We start from the raw sequence: 17,577 nt of genomic DNA, 5'->3' as shown, positions 1-17,577 counted from the left end.
CTTTCCCCTTTGTATGCACAGGAGTCAGTCATGCCGCTTGCCCAATTGATCAGCCCCCAGGCGTTGGCCGAGCGCCAGCAGTCGGCCGGGCTGGTGATCCTCGATTGCCGCTTTGCCCTGGAAGACCCGGATTACGGGCTGTGCAGCTATGCCGAAGGGCATATCGAAGGGGCGCAATATGCCGACCTGGAGCGCCACCTCAGCGGCAAGGTGATCAAGGGTGTGACCGGCCGTCATCCGTTGCCTGCGGCGGACACCTTCGCCGAACAGCTGCGAGCTTGGGGCATCAGTGCCGACACCGACGTGGTGCTGTATGACGACGGCGCCGGTGCCTATGCCGCCCGTGCCTGGTGGCTGCTGACCTGGCTGGGCAAGCGTGATGGCGTGTTTATTCTCGATGGTGGCCTCAAGGCCTGGCACAGCGCCGGTTTCCCCTTGAGCCTGGATGCGCCAGTGACTGAGCCGGGCACCTTCACCGGTATGCCGGATAATCGGCTGGTGCTGGATGCCGAGCATGTGCAAAAACGCCTGGGTCAGCCCGGCCTGACCTTGATCGACGCCCGCGCCCAGCCGCGTTTTCGTGGTGAAGTAGAGCCCATCGACTCGATTGCCGGGCATATTCCCGGTGCGCAGTGCGCGGCCTTCAATGAGAACCTGGGCAGTGATGGTCGTTTCTTGCCGGCCGAGCAACTCAAGCAACGCTTTGCCGCACAATTGCAGGGGCGCCCGCCGGAAGAATTGGTGGCGTATTGCGGTTCGGGGGTAACGGCGTGCCATAACCTGTTTGCGCTGAGCTTGGCGGGGTATCCGTTGGGCAAGTTGTATGCGGGGTCTTGGAGTGAGTGGATTACGGATCCCAAGCGGGAAGTGGCAACAGGCGACTGAGCAATTGGCCTGTGAACTCAATCAAAATGTGGGAGGGGGCTTGCCCCCGATGGCGGTGGATCAGTAACAGATGTACTGACTGACACACCGCAATCGGGGGCAAGCCCCCTCCCATATTTTTACCTATGTTGTGCCAGTAGCCATTGGGGGATGCGGCGTTCCAGATAGTAGCCGGGGCGCTTCAGCGAACCCTCTACAAACCCCACATGCCCACCCTTGGCCAACAGCTCAAACTCCGTACAGTCTGATAGCTCACTGGCTTCGGGCAGGCTGTGGGCAAACACAAACGGGTCATCGGCGGCCTGGATAATCAGGGTTGGTGTGCGGATAGCGCCCAGGTAGTAGCGACTGGAGGCGCGGCGATAGTAATCCTCAGCACTCAAGAAGCCATGCAACGGCGCAGTCACTCGCCCATCGAAGTCCCAGAACGTGCGCATCTTCTCCAGAGAGCCCAGTGCCTCCAGGCTTTTCAGCCCTTCCTCACGGCCATCCTGCAAAAACTGGCGTTGCTTGACGCGGATATACGCCAGCATCTCGCGCATGAAGTGCTTCTGGTAGATCCGCGAAAATCCCAGCCCGATACGATCCGCGCATTGGTCCAGGCGAAACGGCACCGACACTGCCGCCGCGCCTTGCAGCCCCGAAGCCGCACCGGTTTCGCCCAAATGCTTGAGCAACACGTTGCCGCCCAGGGAATAACCCACCGCATAGAGGGGCGCCAAAGGTCGCTTGGTGCGCAGATGAGCAATCGCTGCGGCCAGGTCTTCGCTGGCACCGGAGTGATAGCTGCGAGCCAACAGGTTCGGCTCGCCCGAACAACCGCGCCAGTTCAATGCCGCACTGGCCCAGCCTTGCGTGGCGAGGACTTTTTGCAGGCCGGCGACGTAAGGCGAATTGGACGAACCGGTCAGCCCGTGCAACACCAGCACCAGCGGCGCCTGAACGTCGTGGGGGCCGTGCCAGTCGAGGTCGAGAAAGTCGCCGTCTTCCAGCCACAGACGTTCGCGTTGGCGCTCGATGTGGGTGGTCGGGCGCCACAGCGGCCCCCACAGTGTTTGCAGGTGGGGGTTGCCGAGGCCGAAGGCGGGTTTGAAGCGGTCCACAGAGGGAGTCATGAAATACTCGCTGCCGGACGAGCTTGCCATGCCCCCCGTAGGAGCGAGCTTGCTCGCGAAAAACGTTAACGATGACGCAGCGCTATCAGGCAGCCCGTGCCGCCTGCTCGACCTTGGCGAGCAAGCTCGCTCCTACAGGGCGCGGTGCCACAACGCGTAATACACCCGCCCGGATTTCTGCTCCCGGTGCAGGCGCCAGCTGCCCGGCAGGCCGAGCGTCGACGGCGCGGTCTCGCTTTCAGTGTAGATCCACGCATCCGGCGCCAGCCACTGGCGTTCTTCCAGCAACGCACACACGGTCGGCAGCAGGTTCTGGTTGAACGGTGGGTCGAGGAACACCACGTCGTATTCGCTGGCGGCCTGGGTTTCCAGGTAGCGCAAGGCGTCGGCGGTCTGGACCTGGCCATTGGTGCAGCGCAAGGTACCCAAGTGTTCCTTGAGGCTGGACACCGCCACATTGCTCGCATCCAGCGCCTGTGCCTGGGCTGCGCCACGGGACAGCGCCTCCAGGAACAACGCGCCACTGCCGGCAAACGGGTCGAGTACCTTGGCGCCGCCGATGTACGGCGCCAGCCAGTTGAACAGGGTTTCGCGCACGCGATCCGGGGTCGGACGCAGGCCCACGACATCGGGGAAGCTCAGCTTGCGGCTGCCCCATTCACCGCCAATGATGCGCAGTTGGCCCACACCGTTATGCACGTTGTGGACAGGTTTTTTCGGGCGAGATGAACTGGCCATTAATGCTCCGGAACCCCGAGCGGCTGCTCGGCGGGTTTATCAGTGGGGGGCGGTAGTGGCTTTTGCGCAATCGTCGGGCCGGCGGTCACGATGACCATCTTGTCGGCGCTCAAGTGTTTGTTCATTGCAGCCTTGACCTGCTCTACGGTCAGGGCCTGGGATTGTTTCATGAAATCTTCCAGATAGCTCAGCGGCAGGTTGTAGAAACCCATGGCCCCCAACTGCCCGACGATATCGGCGTTGCTGGCGGTGGACAGCGGAAAGCTGCCGGCCAGTTCGCGCTTGGCGTCATCCAGTTCTTTCTGGGTGGGGCCGTTTTTGAGGTAGTCAGCCACCACGTCTTCGACCAGGCGCAGGGTGCCGCCGCTCATTTCGGCGCGGGTCTGCAGGTTGATCATGAACGGGCCGCGCACCTGCATCGGCGAGAAACCGGAGTACACGCCGTAGGTCAGGCCGCGTTTTTCGCGCACTTCGCTCATCAAGCGGGTGCCGAAGCCACCGCCGCCGAGAATCTGGTTGCCCAGGGACAAGGCTGCGTAATCCGGGTCTGCACGGTCGATGCCCAACTGGGCGAACAGCAGGTGGGTTTGCTTGGAGGGAAACTCGATACGGCTCAGGCCGGCCTTGGGCTCCGTCGGTTGGGCAATCTTCGCCAGGGCCGGGCCCTTGGGCAGCGCGGCAGAGACCTTGGCGGTCATGGCTTCGGCTTCGGCACGGGTCAGGTCGCCGACCACCGCGATCACCGCATTGCCCGCCGCGTAGGCCTTGGCGTGGAAGGCCTGCATCTGTTGCACGGTAATCGCCGGAACGCTTTCAGGCGTGCCTTCGCTTGGGTGGGCGTACGGGTGGTCGCCGTACAGGCGCTTGAACAGCTCGATACTCGCCAGCTTGGCGGGGTTCTGTTTCTGGTATTCGAAGCCGGCCAGGATCTGGTTCTTGATGCGTGCCAGTGAATCGGCGGGGAACGTGGGCTTGCCGATCACGTCATTGAACAGCGCCAGTGCGGCCTCGCGCTTGTCGCTGTCGCTCAGGCTGCGCAGCGACACCAGGGCCATGTCGCGGTAGGCGCCATTGCCAAAATCGGCGCCCAGGCCTTCAAAGCCGCTGGCGATCTGGCTGACGTCCTTGCCCGGCACGCCTTCGTTGAGCATGGCATTGGTCATCAAGGCCAGCCCCGGCACGTTGCCGTCCTGGCTGCTGCCGGCGGCGAACAGGATGCGCACGTCGAACATCGGCAATTCATGGGCTTCGACGAACAGCACCTTGGCGCCTTCGGCGGTGGTCCAGGTCTGCACATCGAGCTTGCGGTTGGTCGGTGCTTTACCGTCCAGCTCAGCCAGTGATTGCAGCTTGCTGGCCGATTGAGCCTTGTCCAGCGCCGGGCTGGCAACCGATTCGCTCGGGCGCAGGAAGTACACGGCACTGGCCGCGCAGAGGGTAACGGCGATCAGGCCGGGCAGAATCAGGCGGCTGCTTTTGCGGTCACTCATGAGCGGTCTCCTCGGGCAAAACATGGGCGACGCTCAGACGTTCGCGGGTGAAATAGGTGCGCGCAGCCTTTTGGATATCTTCCGGGGTCACGCTTTGCAGGTCGGCAAGCTCAGTGTCCATCAGCTTCCACGACAGACCGACGGTCTCCAGCGAGCCAATGGCCGTGGCCTGGCTGGTGATGGAGTCGCGCTGGTAGACCACGCCCGCTATCACCTGGGCGCGGATGCGCTCGAGTTCTTCGGCGGTGGGCGGCTTGGCCTTGAGCTCTTCCAACAGGCGCCACAGGCCGGCTTCGGCTTGGGCGACGGTCTTTTTCTTCTGCTGGTTAGGCGTGGCGCTCAGCATGAACAGGGTATCGCCGCGGGTATAGGCGTCGTAATTGGTGGAGGCGGCGGAGACCAGTTCTTCACCGCGCTCCAGCTGCTCGGAGATCCGCGCGCTGTAGCCGCCGTCGAGCAGGGCCGAGATCAGGCGCAGGGCTTGTACCGAGCGCTTGTCCTCGGCAGTCGCAAGGCCCGGCACGTTGAAACCGAGCATGACGCTTGGCAACTGGGTTTGCACGTGCAGGGTCAGCAGGCGCTCGCCGGGCTCGGCCAGCTCCAGCGGAATCTTGGCGGGCGGGACGTCGCGCTTGGGGATCGGGCCGAAGTAGCGCTGGGCCAGGGTTTTCACCTCGTCCGGCGCGACATCGCCGACCACCACCAGGGTCGCGTTGTTCGGTACGTACCAGGCCTGGTACCAGTGGCGCAGTTCCTCGACCTTCATGCGTTCCAGGTCGGCCATCCAGCCGATGGTCGGCGTGTGATAGCCGCTGGCCGGGAAGGCCATGGCCTTGAAACGTTCAAAGGCCTTGGACATCGGGTTGTCGTCGGTGCGCAGGCGGCGCTCTTCCTTGATCACCTCGATTTCGCGGCTGAACTCATCGGCCGGCAGGCGCAGGCTGGCCATGCGGTCGGCTTCCAGCTCGAAGGCCACGCCCAGGCGGTCACGGGCCAGCACCTGGTAGTAAGCGGTGTAGTCGTCACTGGTGAACGCGTTTTCTTCGGCGCCCAGGTCGCGCAGGATCAGCGAGGCTTCGCCGGGGCCGACCTTGGCGCTGCCCTTGAACATCATGTGTTCCAAGGCGTGGGACAAACCGGTCTGGCCCGGGGTTTCGTAGCTCGAGCCCACTTTGTACCAGACCTGGGAAACCACCACCGGCGCACGATGATCTTCGCGCACGACGACCTTGAGGCCGTTGTCGAGGGTGAATTCGTGGGTGGGTTGTGGATCGGCAGCCAAAGCTGAAAGGGGCAGACAAACTGTGCTGAGCAGCAGGCCTGCGGCGCGGCGGGCTAGAGCATTCATTCGTTTTTTAACCTGTTGGACTGCCCGCTTGGTCTTAGCGTCGGCGGGCGAGGAGGTGCTAGGATACTGATCCGACTCAGGGACGGCCACTGTGGCTGTCCTGTTAAGGCTCTATTTAGGCCTTCAAAATGTTGCGCATGAACGAGCTGGCTAAAAAACAGTCTGTTACGCATCGAATTTTATTTACCGAAGCGCCCCTTGGCGCGTCGCTACCTTGAGATAGCCGTCTCCATGTTTGGTTCCAACGACGACAAGAAGACCCCAGCTGCGGCTGGCGAGAAGAAAGGCCTGTTCGGATGGCTGCGCAAAAAACCGCAGGAAACCGTCGTCGAACAGCCGCAGGTTCAACCCGAACCTACCCCTGAGCCTATAGTAGAAGCCGAACCGGTTGCCGAAACGCCGGCACCGGTGGTGTTGCCTATCGCGGAGCCGGTGTTGCAGCCGGTGGTCGAGGCAGAACCTGCGCCTGAACCTGAACCCGAGCACAAACCGTGGCTGGAGCTGCCGGTAGCCGAGGAGCCGGTGGCACTGGTTGAGGATGTGCAGGCTGAACACGTGACGCCGCCCATTCCTGTGGCGCCGCCGGTAGAGGTTGTCGTCACGGCGCCCCCAGCAGTCGAAATGCCTGCTGAAATCCCTGCTCAAGTGCCAGCTGTAGCTGCCGTGCCTGCGGTCATCGAAGAGCCCGCCGCACCCGCCGAAACCAGTAAAACCGGCTTCTTCGCCCGCCTCAAGCAGGGCCTGAGCAAAACCAGCGCCAGTATCGGCGAAGGCATGGCCAGCCTGTTCCTCGGCAAAAAGACCATCGATGACGAGCTGCTGGAAGACATTGAAACCCGCCTGCTTACCGCAGACGTGGGCGTCGAAGCCACCGCCGTGATCATCCAGAGCCTGACCCAGAAAGTCGCGCGCAAGCAGTTGACCGACGCCGACGCGTTGTACAAGTCTCTGCAGGCCGAGCTGGCCGCCATGCTTAAACCGGTTGAAGCGCCGCTGGTGATTACGCCGAAGAAGCCTTTCGTGATCCTGGTCGTGGGCGTCAACGGCGCCGGCAAGACCACCACCATCGGCAAGCTGGCCAAAAAGCTGCAGGGTGAGGGCAAGAAAGTCATGCTCGCCGCCGGCGACACCTTCCGTGCCGCTGCCGTCGAGCAGCTGCAAGTGTGGGGTGAGCGCAACAAGATCCCGGTGATCGCCCAGCACACGGGGGCCGACTCCGCTTCGGTGATCTTCGATGCCGTGCAGGCCGCCAAGGCCCGTAACATCGATGTGTTGATCGCCGACACCGCCGGTCGCCTGCACACCAAAGACAACTTGATGGAAGAGCTGAAGAAAGTCCGCCGCGTGATCGGCAAGCTCGACGCCGATGCCCCCCATGAAGTGCTGCTGGTGCTCGACGCCGGTACCGGCCAGAACGCCATCAGCCAGGCCAAGCAATTCAACCAGACGGTGCAACTGACCGGCCTGGCCTTGACCAAGCTGGACGGCACGGCCAAGGGCGGTGTGATTTTCGCCCTGGCCAAACAGTTCGGGTTGCCGATTCGTTACATCGGCGTCGGTGAAGGCATCGACGACCTGCGCACCTTTGAAGCCGAACCCTTTGTACAGGCACTCTTTGCCGAGCGGGAGCGTTCATGATTCGATTCGAACAGGTCGGTAAACGCTACGCCAACGGGCATGTGGGCTTGCATGAGCTGAGCTTTCGAGTACGGCGGGGCGAGTTTTTGTTCGTCACCGGTCACTCCGGCGCCGGTAAGAGCACCTTGTTGCGCCTGCTGCTGGCGATGGAGCGTCCCACCACCGGCAAGCTGTTGCTGGCGGGCCAGGACCTGGCCACCATCAGCAATGCGCAGATCCCGTTCCTGCGCCGCCAGATCGGCGTGGTGTTCCAGAACCACCAGTTGCTGTTCGATCGCACGGTGTTCAACAACGTCGCCTTGCCCCTGCAGATTCTCGGGCTGTCCAAGGCCGAGATCGTCAAGCGGGTGGATTCGGCCCTGGAGCGCGTGGCGTTGTCGGACAAGACCGACCTCTACCCCGGCGACCTGTCCACCGGCCAGCAACAGCGCGTGGGTATCGCCCGCGCCATCGTCCACCGCCCGGCCTTGCTGCTGGCGGACGAACCCACCGGTAACCTCGACCCGCGCCTGGCAGCCGAGATCATGGGGGTGTTCGAAGACATCAATCGCCTGGGCACCAGCGTATTGATCGCCAGCCACGACCTGGCCCTGATTGCCCGTATGCGTCACCGCATGCTGACCCTGCAACGCGGCCGCCTGATCGGCGACGGGGAGGCCGGCGTATGAGTGCGACACGCAGTCCTAAAGTATCCGAACGCGTGGCGCCGAAACCGGCCGACCCGCAACCGAAAAAGAAAAAACGCGACGATGACGACGGTCCGGACTTCGGCACCCTGTTGCGTGCCTGGATCGAAAGTCACCGCGCCAGCTTGCTCGACAGTCTGCGCCGCCTGGGCAAGCAGCCGATCGGCAGCTTTTTCACCTGCCTGGTGATGGCCGTGGCCCTGAGCCTGCCGATGGGCTTGTCGTTGCTGCTCAACAATGTCGAGCGCCTGGGCGGTTCCTGGCAGCGCGCAGCGCAGATTTCGCTGTACCTGAACCTGGATGCCAGCACCCAGCAAGGCGAAGCGCTGCGCGACGAAATCAAGAACATGCCGGGCGTGGCGGAGGCCGAATACATCAGTCGCGACCAGGCACTTGAGGAGTTCCAGCAACAATCCGGCCTGGGCGAGGCGCTCAAGGAGCTGCCGCAGAACCCGTTGCCGGGCGTGGTGCTGGTGACGCCGGATGAAGTGGACAAACCGGCCCTGGAAGCCCTGCGCCAGAAACTTGCAGAGATGCCCAAGGTGCAACAGGCGCAACTTGATCTAGTCTGGGTAGAGCGCCTGGCCGCGATCCTCAAGCTGGGCGACCGCTTCGTGTTCGGTTTGACGGTGTTGCTGGTGTCTGCATTACTTTTGGTGATAGGTAATACCATTCGTCTTCATATTGAAAACCGCCGCACCGAGATAGAAGTGATTAAACTGGTCGGCGGCACGGACAGCTATGTGCGTCGTCCTTTTCTGTACATGGGCGCGCTTTATGGCTTCGGTGCCGGGGTTTTGTCCTGGGGATTGCTGGCTTTTGGCCTGGACTGGCTGAACGATGCAGTTATCGGGCTGGCCGGCTTGTACGGCAGCGATTTCGCCCTGGCTGGGGTGCCGGTGGCCGATGGCCTGAGCCTCTTGCTTGGCGCGGTGCTGTTGGGGTATATCGGTGCGTGGATTGCGGTCGCACGGCATTTACGTGAGCTGGCACCGAAGTAGTTAATGTCAGGGTAATGTAGTTTCGTTTGTATTGACCTTGTCAGCAGTTTAGGGAACTTGTCCTACGGTTCCCCGGTCAATTTTCGCAGTGCTGAACTGCACGAGTTATGTGAGTCGGAGGTTTTTTCGTATGACCACTTCTTTGCAACCTGCTTATGCCTTGGTCCCGGGTGCGAACCTGGAAGCCTATGTGCACACGGTAAACAGCATTCCTTTGCTGACGCCCGAGCAGGAGCGTGAACTGGCCGAGAGTCTCTACTATGAGCAGGATTTGGGGGCGGCTCGGCAGATGGTGCTCGCCCACCTGCGTTTTGTCGTACATATCGCCCGTAGCTATAGCGGCTACGGTCTGGCCCAGGCTGACCTGATCCAGGAAGGCAACGTCGGCCTGATGAAGGCGGTCAAGCGCTTCAACCCGGAAATGGGTGTGCGCCTGGTGTCGTTTGCCGTGCACTGGATCAAGGCGGAAATCCACGAGTTCATCCTGCGCAACTGGCGCATTGTGAAAGTGGCGACCACCAAGGCCCAGCGCAAGCTGTTCTTCAACCTGCGCAGCCAGAAGAAACGCCTGGCGTGGCTGAACAACGAGGAAGTCCACCGCGTGGCCGAAAGCCTCGGCGTGGAGCCCCGTGAAGTGCGCGAGATGGAAAGTCGCCTGACCGGCCATGACATGGCCTTCGACCCGGCTGCCGAGGCAGACGACGACAGCGCCTTCCAATCGCCGGCCAACTACCTGGAAGACCACCGGTACGACCCGGCGCGTCAACTGGAAGATGCCGACTGGAGCGACAACTCCAATCACAACCTGCACGAAGCGCTGGAAGTGCTGGACGACCGCAGCCGTGACATTCTCTACCAGCGCTGGCTGGCGGAAGAAAAAGCTACGCTGCACGACCTGGCGCAGAAGTACAACGTGTCGGCCGAGCGGATTCGTCAGCTTGAGAAAAGCGCGATGAACAAGCTGAAGTTGTCGATCGCTGCCTAACGCTACTGGCAGCACTGGGTAAAAATGTGGGAGGGGGCTTGCCCCCGATAGCAGAGTGTCAGTCATTACATACAGTGACTGGTCCATCGCTATCGGGGGCAAGCCCCCTCCCACAGTTGTTTTGTATTGTGTCAGTTGGACCAGGGGGCCTTGCGGGCGTTGTTCAGCTCAAGCAGGTAGCCATCGCCACCCAACTGACTCATCTGCTGGCGAATCCACGCCGCCCGCCGCGCTACATAGGCGGTCGGGTGGCTGGCACTCCAGACTCGCGGGTTAGGCAACACCGCTGCCAGATAGCTGGCCTGTTGCCGTGACAGCCCCTTGGCGCTCACGCCAAAGTGATGCCGCGCCGCCGCCTCTGCGCCAAACACGCCCTCATCCCACTCCACGCTGTTGAGGTACACCTCAAGAATGCGCTGCTTGGGCCATAGCACTTCGATCAACCCGGTAAACCAGGCCTCCAGGCCCTTGCGCAGATAGCTGCGGCCGGCCCACAGGAACAGGTTTTTCGACACCTGCTGGCTCAATGTACTGGCGCCCCGGATCGAACCGCCACGTTCGTTGTGCACGATCGCTGCCTGGATGGCGCCAAAGTCAAAGCCCCAGTGCTGCGGGAAACGCTGGTCTTCACCGGCCATCACCGCCACTTTGAGGTCATCGGAAATCTCGTCCCACGGCACCCAGCTGCGCTGCAGGTCAATGGGCTCGCCGTCGATCCAGGATTCGATCTTGCGTTCCACCATCAGCGCGGTGAACGGCGGCGGTACGACGCGAAACAGCAGCACCAGCAGCACACTGCCGATGGCGAACCATTTCACCACGTTGAGAAAGCGTTTGAAGAAGATACGCAGCATAGAGATGGCTTGGCCGAACCCGTTGAGCGGGCCATTATACAGACCCTGCCCGATGAGTCTGACTGGAGTTCCTCATGCTGCGTAGCTTTCTGATGCTGGCTGCCTTTTTCGGTTTCACCGGTGTCGCCCTGGGCGCCTTCGCCGCCCACGGCCTGAAGAACCGCCTGAGCGCCGATTACCTGGCGATCTTCCACACCGGCGTGACCTATCAACTGGTGCACGCCCTGGCCTTGTTTGGGGTGGCCCTGCTGGCCGCGCATATTCCCGGCCGACTGGTCACCTGGGCGGGCATTTCGTTTGTCGTCGGTATTTTGCTGTTCTCCGGCAGCCTGTATGTGTTGACCATGACCGGCATCAGCAAACTGGGCATCATCACCCCATTTGGCGGCCTGGCCTTCCTGCTCGGCTGGTTCTTCCTGGGCTTGACGGCGTGGCGCTTGCAGGTTTGACCGCTTGACGCCTGGAGCTGACCTTCAGGTGCCAATCGCGTTAGAATGCCGGCCCCTAAAAACGATGGCGGCCCGTGGCATGCGCATTCAGTTGAACGGCGAACCCCTTGAACTGCCCGACGGTGAAACCGTTGCGGCCCTGCTGACCCGCCTGGATTTGACCGGGCGTCGTGTCGCAGTGGAGCTCAACCTGGATATCGTCCCGCGCAGCCAGCACGAAGGCACCGCGCTCAGCGAGGGTGACCAGGTCGAAGTGGTCCACGCCATCGGCGGCGGCTAGTCGCGCCGGCGGTAACGCATTCTGCAGAACCTCACCCCATTACGAGGATTTCCCATGAGCATCGTTCGTAGCGACAAGCCCTTTGTCCTGGCCGGTCGTACCTACCAGTCCCGTCTGCTGGTTGGCACCGGCAAGTACCGCGACATGGAAGAAACCCGTCTGGCCATCGAAGCCTCGGGCGCCGAAATCGTTACCTTCGCCGTGCGCCGTACCAACCTCGGCCAGATCGCGGGCGAGCCGAACCTGCTTGAAGTGCTGTCGCCGGACCGTTACACCTTTTTGCCGAACACCGCCGGCTGCTATGACGCCATCGAGGCCGTGCGCACCTGTCGCCTGGCCCGCGAGCTGCTCGACGGTCACAACCTGGTGAAGCTGGAAGTGCTGGCCGACCAGAAAACCCTGTTCCCGAATGTGATCGAAACCCTCAAGGCTGCCGAGACTCTGGTCAAGGAAGGCTTTGACGTGATGGTCTACACCAGCGATGACCCGATCATCGCGCGCCAGCTGGCGGAAATCGGCTGTATCGCGGTGATGCCGCTGGCCGGCCTGATCGGCTCCGGCCTGGGTATCTGCAATCCGTACAACCTGCAGATCATCCTTGAAGAAGCCAGGATCCCGGTGCTGGTGGACGCGGGCGTGGGCACGGCCTCCGACGCCACCATCGCCATGGAACTGGGCTGCGACGCGGTGCTGATGAACTCGGCCATCGCCCATGCCCAGCAACCGATCATGATGGCCCAGGCCATGCACCATGCAATCGTCGCGGGCCGCCTGGCCTATCTCGCCGGGCGCATGCCGAAAAAACTCTATGCCAGCGCCTCTTCGCCGCTGGATGGTCTGATCAAGTAAGAGCTATTGATGACTGAATCAAACGAAACGCCGAACACCCTGGAAGCAGGCGACGAGTCCAAGCACCGCCGCATCAAGAGCTTCGTGATGCGCGCCGGCCGCATGACCGAAGGCCAGCAAAAGGGCCTGGAGCAAGGCACGCCGCTGTTCGTATTGCCGTTGGCCGACGCGCCGGTGGATTACGACCAGGTATTCGGCCGTTCGGCCCCGCGCTCCCTGGAAATCGGCTTTGGCATGGGGCACTCCCTGCTGGAAATGGCGGCGGCCGCGCCGGATCAGGATTTCATCGGTGTGGAAGTGCACCGCCCAGGCGTCGGTGCGTTGCTTAACGGCGTGCTGACCCAGGGCCTGACCAATCTGCGCGTCTACGATTGCGACGCGATTGAAGTGCTCAACCGCTGCATCGCCGACAACAGCCTCGACCGGCTGATGCTGTTCTTCCCCGACCCCTGGCACAAGGCCCGTCACCACAAGCGTCGCATCGTCCAGGCTTCCTTCGCGGAACTGGTGCGCAGCAAGCTGAAAGTGGGCGGCATCCTGCACATGGCCACCGACTGGGAACCCTATGCCGACTACATGCTGGAAGTGATGAACGTCGCCCCCGGCTACCGCAACCTGGCCGAAGATGGCAAATGCGTACCGCGCCCTGCGGAGCGCCCGATCACCAAGTTCGAACGCCGTGGCGAGCGGTTGGGGCATGGGGTGTGGGATTTGAAGTTCGAGAAGCTGGCTTAACTCGCCCCTGACTTGAAATGCAATCAAATGTGGGAGGGGGCTTGCCCCCGATAGCGGTGTATCAGCCAAAGATTTGGTGACTGATCCACTGCAATCGGGGGCAAGCCCCCTCCCACATTTGGTTTTGTGTTGGGTTCGGAATCAGCGGCGGTCGGCGACTACGCCAATCAACACCAGCACCACCACCAACACCGGCGCCAGGCTGTAGTTATTGAACTGGCTCAGCCCCCGCACAATCCACGGTGTGGCATAGATCAGCGCCGCGCCGCTGCCGATCATGCACAGCAGGGCCATCAAGGGCACGCGCAACGCACCGGCGATGCTGCCCAGGCGGGCTTCGACCCAGCCCTTGATATCGGCGCCGAACAGCACCAGCAGGCAGCCGACCAGGGCCAGGGAGATTTCCGACAGGTTGCTACGGCTCCAGCGGGACACGGTGGCGAGCAGGTCGAGTACCAGATCCATTTGATTTCCTTAAAAAGCGTCAGCTCAAAAACGTCTGCAACAGGTCATTGAGAAAGAGTTGCCCGCGGTCGGTCGCCGCCAGGCGTGACGGTTCGACCCGCATTAAGCCACTTTGTTCTGCCTCGCGGCGGCCTTCGTCGAGGCTCGCCAGGTCAAGCCCGGTGCGCTCGGCATAGAGCCTGGCATCCACCCCTTCGGTGAGGCGCAGGGCGTTCATCAGGAATTCGAACGGCAGCTCTTCGTTGGTCAGCTCTTTCGCCCCGGCCTGGAAGCTTTTGGCCGGGTTGAGGTAGTCCTTCGGTGCGCGGGTTTTCCAGGTGCGCACGATGCGCCCGTCGGGGTGGCTGAGCTTGCCATGGGCACCGGCGCCGATACCGATGAAATCGCCAAAGCTCCAGTAATTGAGGTTATGTCGCGCCGGGCGACCCTGTTGGGCGTAGGCCGACACTTCGTATTGCGCGTAACCGTGTTCGGCAAGCAGCGCCTGGCCGGCTTCCTGGATATCCCACAGCGTATCGTCTTCGGGCAGCGCGGGCGGCTTGTTCCAGAAGACGGTATTGGGTTCCAGGGTCAGTTGATACCAGGACAGGTGCGTCGGCTTGAGCGCAATGGCCTGGCGCAGGTCGCTCAACGCATCGTCCAGGGATTGGTTGGGCAAGCCGTGCATCAGGTCCAGGTTGAAGTTATCGAACCCGGCCTGGCGTGCCATATCCGCTGCACGTACGGCTTCGTCGCCATTATGAATGCGGCCCAGCGCCTCGAGTTTTTCCTGCTGGAAGCTCTGGATGCCGATGGACAGGCGATTGATCCCCAGCTTGCGATAAGCGACGAACTTCTCTTGTTCAAAGGTGCCCGGGTTGGCTTCCAGGGTGATCTCGATATCGCCGGCAAACGGGATGCGCGCTTGCACGCCTTCGAGCAGGCGCCCCAAGGCTGCGGCGCTGAACAGGCTGGGGGTGCCGCCGCCAAAGAAGATCGAACTCAGCGCTCGGCCGTAAACGGCGTGCAGGTCCTGGTCCAGGTCCGCCAGCAAGGCGTCCACGTACTCTTCTTCCGGCAGCACGTTGCTTGCGGTATGGGAGTTGAAGTCGCAATACGGGCATTTGCGCACGCACCACGGAATGTGAATGTACAGCGCCAGGGGCGGCAGCACCGGCAGAGCCGCCCGGGGTGTTTGCGCGCCACCGTGGATCAGCGGCTGCGCAGAGGTGTTCTGGGTCATTTCAGGCCCAGACGCTGGCGCAGCAATGCCATGGCGCGGGCGCGGTGGCTGATCTGGTTCTTGTCGGCCGGGCTCAGTTCGGCGCTGGAGACGTTGCGCTCCGGTACCCAGAACAGCGGGTCATAGCCAAAGCCATGCTCACCGCTGGCCGCATGCAGAATGCGACCGTGCCACAAGCCTTCGCACAGGATCGGCAGCGGGTCATCGGCGTGCCGCACCAGCGCCAGCACGCAGACGAACTGCGCGCCACGGTCGGCATCGGGCACGTCCTTGAGGGCGTCGAGCAGCTTGGCGTTGTTAGCCGCGTCGCCCTTGCCATCGGCGTAGCGTGCGGAATAGATGCCCGGCGCGCCGCCGAGGAAATCCACCGCCAGGCCCGAATCATCCGCCAAAGCCGGCAGGCCGGAGATCCGTGCGGCGTTGCGTGCCTTGAGGATGGCGTTCTCGACGAACGACAAGCCGGTTTCCTCCGGCTCTACCTGGCTGAACTCGCCAATGGAGCGCAGTTGCACGGACTCACCGAGCATGGCCTGCAGTTCCTTGAGTTTGCCGGCGTTGTGGCTGGCCAGTACGAGTTGGGTAAGGTTCATCATTCGGCCGGGAACAGTTCTTGGTTGAATTGGAAACCATGGGCCTTGCCACCGGTTTCAACGTTGATGGTGAACGTCTTGTATTCCCGCTGCGTCACCGAGTAGGGCGCGAGGTAGCTGATGCCGCCTTTCTCTTCGATTTGCTTGAAGGTGAGGATTTCGCTCTTGCCGCCCAGGTCCTTGATGGTACCGGTTACCTGGGCTGCGACCGGGGTGACGCCCTTGATCACGGTCACATTGATCAAACCCTTTTCCTTGCTGCGCACGATGCCGACGTTCTGGGCGGTCTCGGGTGGCAGGAAGCTGGAGGTGAAGGTGTTGTAATGAACGGTGATATCGCCGAAGTCTTTTTTGCGGTTAGCGTCGATAGCGTCCGCAGCCATGGCGTTGGCGCCCAGGCAGGCGGTCAGTAGAAAAACAGCCAGACGATTCATGAGCGTCCCTCTTGATAATGATTAGACGGCAATCTTGTGGTCGGTCAGGCCAGGACTGCTGACCCGGTAGATACCAATTTCGCCCAACAGGTTGGGCCATAGCTTACTCGCCCAGCCGTGGCGGTGCTGTTGATCGACGGCAAGGCGGTTGATGACCTTGGCTTCACGCTCGCCACACAGGGCTTCGAAGTCTTCGAAGGTGCAAAAGTGGATGTTCGGCGTGTTGTACCAGGTGTACGGCAGGAAGTCCGACACCGGCATGCGGCCCTTGGTGGCCAGGTACCAGCGGCAGCGCCAGTGACCGAAGTTGGGGAAGGTGATGATGCACTGGCGGCCGACCCGCAGCATTTCATCGAGGATACGGTCCGGGTAGTGCACCGCTTGCAGGGCCTGGGTCATCACCACGATGTCGAAGCTGTTGCTGGCAAAGTTGCCCAGGCCCTTGTCCAGGTCCTGCTCGATCACGTTGATGCCCTTGGCCACGCATTGGGCGATGTTGTCCGGGTCGTTTTCCAGGCCGTAGCCGGTGACTTGCTTGTTGTCGCGCAGCCAGCTCAGCAACTCGCCATCACCGCAGCCCAGGTCGAGCACGCGGCTGCCGGCGGGGATCCAGTCTTGGATGATTTCCAGGTCGGCTCTCATGGCGTTCTCCAAAAGCGTAAGCAATTCATATAAGCGCGATTCGGTTCATGTAATTGCTGAACGCCTGCAGATAACGGGGGATCGGAATCAGGAAGGCGTCGTGGCCCTGCGGCGCATCGATCTCCAGGTAGCAGACGTCTTTCTTGGCGGCCATCAGGGCGTCCACCAGCTCACGGGAGCGCGCCGGTGAGAAGCGCCAGTCGGTGGTGAATGACATCACGCAGAACTTGGCCGTGGCGTGCTCGAAGGTTTTCGCCAGGTCGTCGTCATGGTTCGCGGCCGGGTCGAAGTAGTCCAGCGCCTTGGTCATCAGCAAGTAGGTGTTGGCGTCGAAACGCCCGGAGAACTCCTCGCCCTGATAACGCAGGTAGCTTTCCACCTGGAACTCGACGCTGTGGAAGTCGTAGTTGAGCTTTTCGCTCTTGAGCCCACGGCCGAATTTTTCGCCCATGGAATCATCGGACAGGTAGGTAATGTGCCCGACCATCCGTGCCAGCATCAGGCCGCGCTTGGGGATCACGCCGGCTTCCTGGAACGAACCACCGTGGAACTCGGGGTCGGTGAGGATGGCCTGGCGCGCCACTTCGTTGAAGGCAATGTTCTGCGCCGACAACTTGGGGGCCGAGGCGATAGCCAGGCAATGACGCACGCGATCCGGGTAGGTGATGGTCCATTGCAGGGCTTGCATGCCGCCCAGGCTGCCGCCGATCACGGCGGCCCATTGGGCGATGCCCAGCCGGTCGGCGAAGCGCGCCTGGCTGTGCACCCAGTCTTCGACGGTCAGTACCGGAAAGTCGGCGCCGAAGGGCTTGCCGGTTTCCGGGTTGAGGCTGCTGGGGCCGGTGGAGCCGTTGCAGCCGCCGAGGTTGTTCAGGCTGACTACAAAGAACTTATGGGTGTCGATAGGTTTGCCGGGACCGATGCAGCTGTCCCACCAGCCGGGCTTGCGCTCGTCGACGCTGTGGAAGCCTGCGGCGTGATGATGGCCGGACAAGGCGTGGCAGATCAGCACGGCGTTGCTCGCCGTGGCGTTCAATTGGCCGTAGGTTTCGTAGATCAGGTCGTAGGCTGGCAGCGAGCGGCCACAGGCCAGGGCCAGCGGTTCGCTGAAGTGCGCCACTTGGGGCACCACCAGTCCAACGGAATCGGGGGGGAAGGCAGTTGGCATCGA

Annotated in this window: 20 protein-coding genes; 9 read left to right on the top strand and 11 right to left on the bottom strand. The window is 62.1% G+C overall.

Annotated features, from left to right (window positions below; genetic code table 11):
• The first annotated feature begins 30 nt into the window (after positions 1 to 30).
• Positions 31 to 885 (top strand): sulfurtransferase, encoded by an 855-nt coding sequence (locus J1G34_RS08720; protein ID WP_065891585.1) that lies wholly within the window; start codon positions 31 to 33, stop codon positions 883 to 885.
• Between the two features lie 119 nt (positions 886 to 1,004).
• Here J1G34_RS08720 and J1G34_RS08715 read toward each other — a convergent pair whose 3' ends face one another.
• The 4 genes from J1G34_RS08715 to J1G34_RS08700 form a co-directional block, all read right to left on the bottom strand.
• On the bottom strand, positions 1,005 to 2,000 hold the full coding sequence (locus J1G34_RS08715; RefSeq protein ID WP_222993812.1) for a hydrolase: 996 nt from the start codon (positions 1,998 to 2,000) through the stop codon (positions 1,005 to 1,007).
• 132 nt (positions 2,001 to 2,132) lie between these two features.
• On the bottom strand, positions 2,133 to 2,738 hold the full coding sequence (gene rsmD / locus J1G34_RS08710; RefSeq protein WP_057723500.1) for a 16S rRNA (guanine(966)-N(2))-methyltransferase RsmD: 606 nt from the start codon (positions 2,736 to 2,738) through the stop codon (positions 2,133 to 2,135).
• Positions 2,738 to 4,228: a M16 family metallopeptidase gene (locus tag J1G34_RS08705; protein WP_222993810.1), complete on the bottom strand. Its 1,491-nt coding sequence runs from the start codon at positions 4,226 to 4,228 to the stop codon at positions 2,738 to 2,740. Before J1G34_RS08705 ends, rsmD begins: the two co-directional genes overlap by 1 nt.
• A complete protein-coding gene (locus J1G34_RS08700; RefSeq protein ID WP_222993808.1) occupies positions 4,221 to 5,576 on the bottom strand; it encodes a M16 family metallopeptidase in 1,356 nt (451 codons plus the stop codon). Before J1G34_RS08700 ends, J1G34_RS08705 begins: the two co-directional genes overlap by 8 nt.
• 231 nt (positions 5,577 to 5,807) lie before the next feature.
• Between J1G34_RS08700 and ftsY the strand changes: the two genes are divergently transcribed.
• From ftsY to rpoH, 4 genes are all read left to right on the top strand, one after another.
• Positions 5,808 to 7,214: a signal recognition particle-docking protein FtsY gene (gene ftsY, locus J1G34_RS08695; protein WP_065891582.1), complete on the top strand. Its 1,407-nt coding sequence runs from the start codon at positions 5,808 to 5,810 to the stop codon at positions 7,212 to 7,214.
• Positions 7,211 to 7,882, top strand: coding sequence for a cell division ATP-binding protein FtsE (ftsE, locus tag J1G34_RS08690; protein ID WP_003234627.1), 672 nt, complete (start codon positions 7,211 to 7,213; stop codon positions 7,880 to 7,882). The genes ftsY and ftsE overlap by 4 nt, the downstream gene beginning before the upstream one ends.
• On the top strand, positions 7,879 to 8,901 hold the full coding sequence (gene ftsX, locus J1G34_RS08685) for a permease-like cell division protein FtsX (RefSeq protein WP_065885342.1): 1,023 nt from the start codon (positions 7,879 to 7,881) through the stop codon (positions 8,899 to 8,901). Before ftsE ends, ftsX begins: the two co-directional genes overlap by 4 nt.
• A 130-nt stretch (positions 8,902 to 9,031) precedes the next feature.
• Entirely contained in the window at positions 9,032 to 9,886 is an 855-nt protein-coding gene (rpoH, locus tag J1G34_RS08680) for an RNA polymerase sigma factor RpoH (protein ID WP_003176698.1), read from the top strand.
• Positions 9,887 to 10,017: 131 nt separating this feature from the next.
• On the opposite strand, the gene mtgA is transcribed toward rpoH, so the two are convergent.
• Complete coding sequence (gene mtgA / locus J1G34_RS08675; protein ID WP_065891581.1) at positions 10,018 to 10,740, bottom strand: monofunctional biosynthetic peptidoglycan transglycosylase; 723 nt, start codon at positions 10,738 to 10,740, stop codon at positions 10,018 to 10,020.
• 74 nt (positions 10,741 to 10,814) lie between these two features.
• On the opposite strand from mtgA, the gene J1G34_RS08670 reads away from it, so the two are divergent.
• The 4 genes from J1G34_RS08670 (at position 10,815) to trmB (ending at position 13,053) form a co-directional block, all read left to right on the top strand.
• The gene (locus tag J1G34_RS08670) at positions 10,815 to 11,189 is read left to right on the top strand and encodes a DUF423 domain-containing protein (protein WP_065891580.1); all 375 of its coding nucleotides are present in this window, start codon (positions 10,815 to 10,817) and stop codon (positions 11,187 to 11,189) included.
• Positions 11,190 to 11,268: 79 nt separating this feature from the next.
• The gene (thiS, locus tag J1G34_RS08665; RefSeq protein ID WP_065885539.1) at positions 11,269 to 11,469 is read left to right on the top strand and encodes a sulfur carrier protein ThiS; all 201 of its coding nucleotides are present in this window, start codon (positions 11,269 to 11,271) and stop codon (positions 11,467 to 11,469) included.
• A 54-nt stretch (positions 11,470 to 11,523) separates the two neighbouring features.
• Positions 11,524 to 12,318 (top strand): thiazole synthase, encoded by a 795-nt coding sequence (locus tag J1G34_RS08660; RefSeq protein ID WP_065891579.1) that lies wholly within the window; start codon positions 11,524 to 11,526, stop codon positions 12,316 to 12,318.
• A gap of 9 nt (positions 12,319 to 12,327) precedes the next feature.
• A complete protein-coding gene (trmB, locus tag J1G34_RS08655; protein WP_065885346.1) occupies positions 12,328 to 13,053 on the top strand; it encodes a tRNA (guanosine(46)-N7)-methyltransferase TrmB in 726 nt (241 codons plus the stop codon).
• A gap of 141 nt (positions 13,054 to 13,194) precedes the next feature.
• Here trmB and J1G34_RS08650 read toward each other — a convergent pair whose 3' ends face one another.
• The 6 genes from J1G34_RS08650 to metX are packed head-to-tail and all read right to left on the bottom strand — an operon-like array spanning position 13,195 to position 17,574.
• Complete coding sequence (locus tag J1G34_RS08650; protein WP_003176691.1) at positions 13,195 to 13,518, bottom strand: DUF3392 domain-containing protein; 324 nt, start codon at positions 13,516 to 13,518, stop codon at positions 13,195 to 13,197.
• 19 nt (positions 13,519 to 13,537) lie between these two features.
• Complete coding sequence (gene hemW / locus J1G34_RS08645; RefSeq protein ID WP_262411756.1) at positions 13,538 to 14,740, bottom strand: radical SAM family heme chaperone HemW; 1,203 nt, start codon at positions 14,738 to 14,740, stop codon at positions 13,538 to 13,540.
• Entirely contained in the window at positions 14,737 to 15,333 is a 597-nt protein-coding gene (gene rdgB / locus J1G34_RS08640) for an RdgB/HAM1 family non-canonical purine NTP pyrophosphatase (RefSeq protein WP_065891577.1), read from the bottom strand. The genes hemW and rdgB overlap by 4 nt, the downstream gene beginning before the upstream one ends.
• Positions 15,330 to 15,764: a DUF4426 domain-containing protein gene (locus J1G34_RS08635; protein ID WP_065891576.1), complete on the bottom strand. Its 435-nt coding sequence runs from the start codon at positions 15,762 to 15,764 to the stop codon at positions 15,330 to 15,332. Before J1G34_RS08635 ends, rdgB begins: the two co-directional genes overlap by 4 nt.
• Before the next feature lie 21 nt (positions 15,765 to 15,785).
• Positions 15,786 to 16,406, bottom strand: coding sequence for a methionine biosynthesis protein MetW (gene metW / locus J1G34_RS08630; protein WP_016972957.1), 621 nt, complete (start codon positions 16,404 to 16,406; stop codon positions 15,786 to 15,788).
• A 25-nt stretch (positions 16,407 to 16,431) separates the two neighbouring features.
• Complete coding sequence (metX, locus tag J1G34_RS08625) at positions 16,432 to 17,574, bottom strand: homoserine O-succinyltransferase MetX (RefSeq protein WP_222993806.1); 1,143 nt, start codon at positions 17,572 to 17,574, stop codon at positions 16,432 to 16,434.
• Positions 17,575 to 17,577: the final 3 nt, after the last annotated feature.

Origin of the sequence: Pseudomonas sp. Wu6 (genome assembly GCF_019891515.1) — a bacterium.
In the GTDB taxonomy this organism is placed as follows: domain Bacteria; phylum Pseudomonadota; class Gammaproteobacteria; order Pseudomonadales; family Pseudomonadaceae; genus Aquipseudomonas; species Aquipseudomonas orientalis_A.
This window is presented reverse-complemented; position numbering and strand designations above follow the sequence as displayed.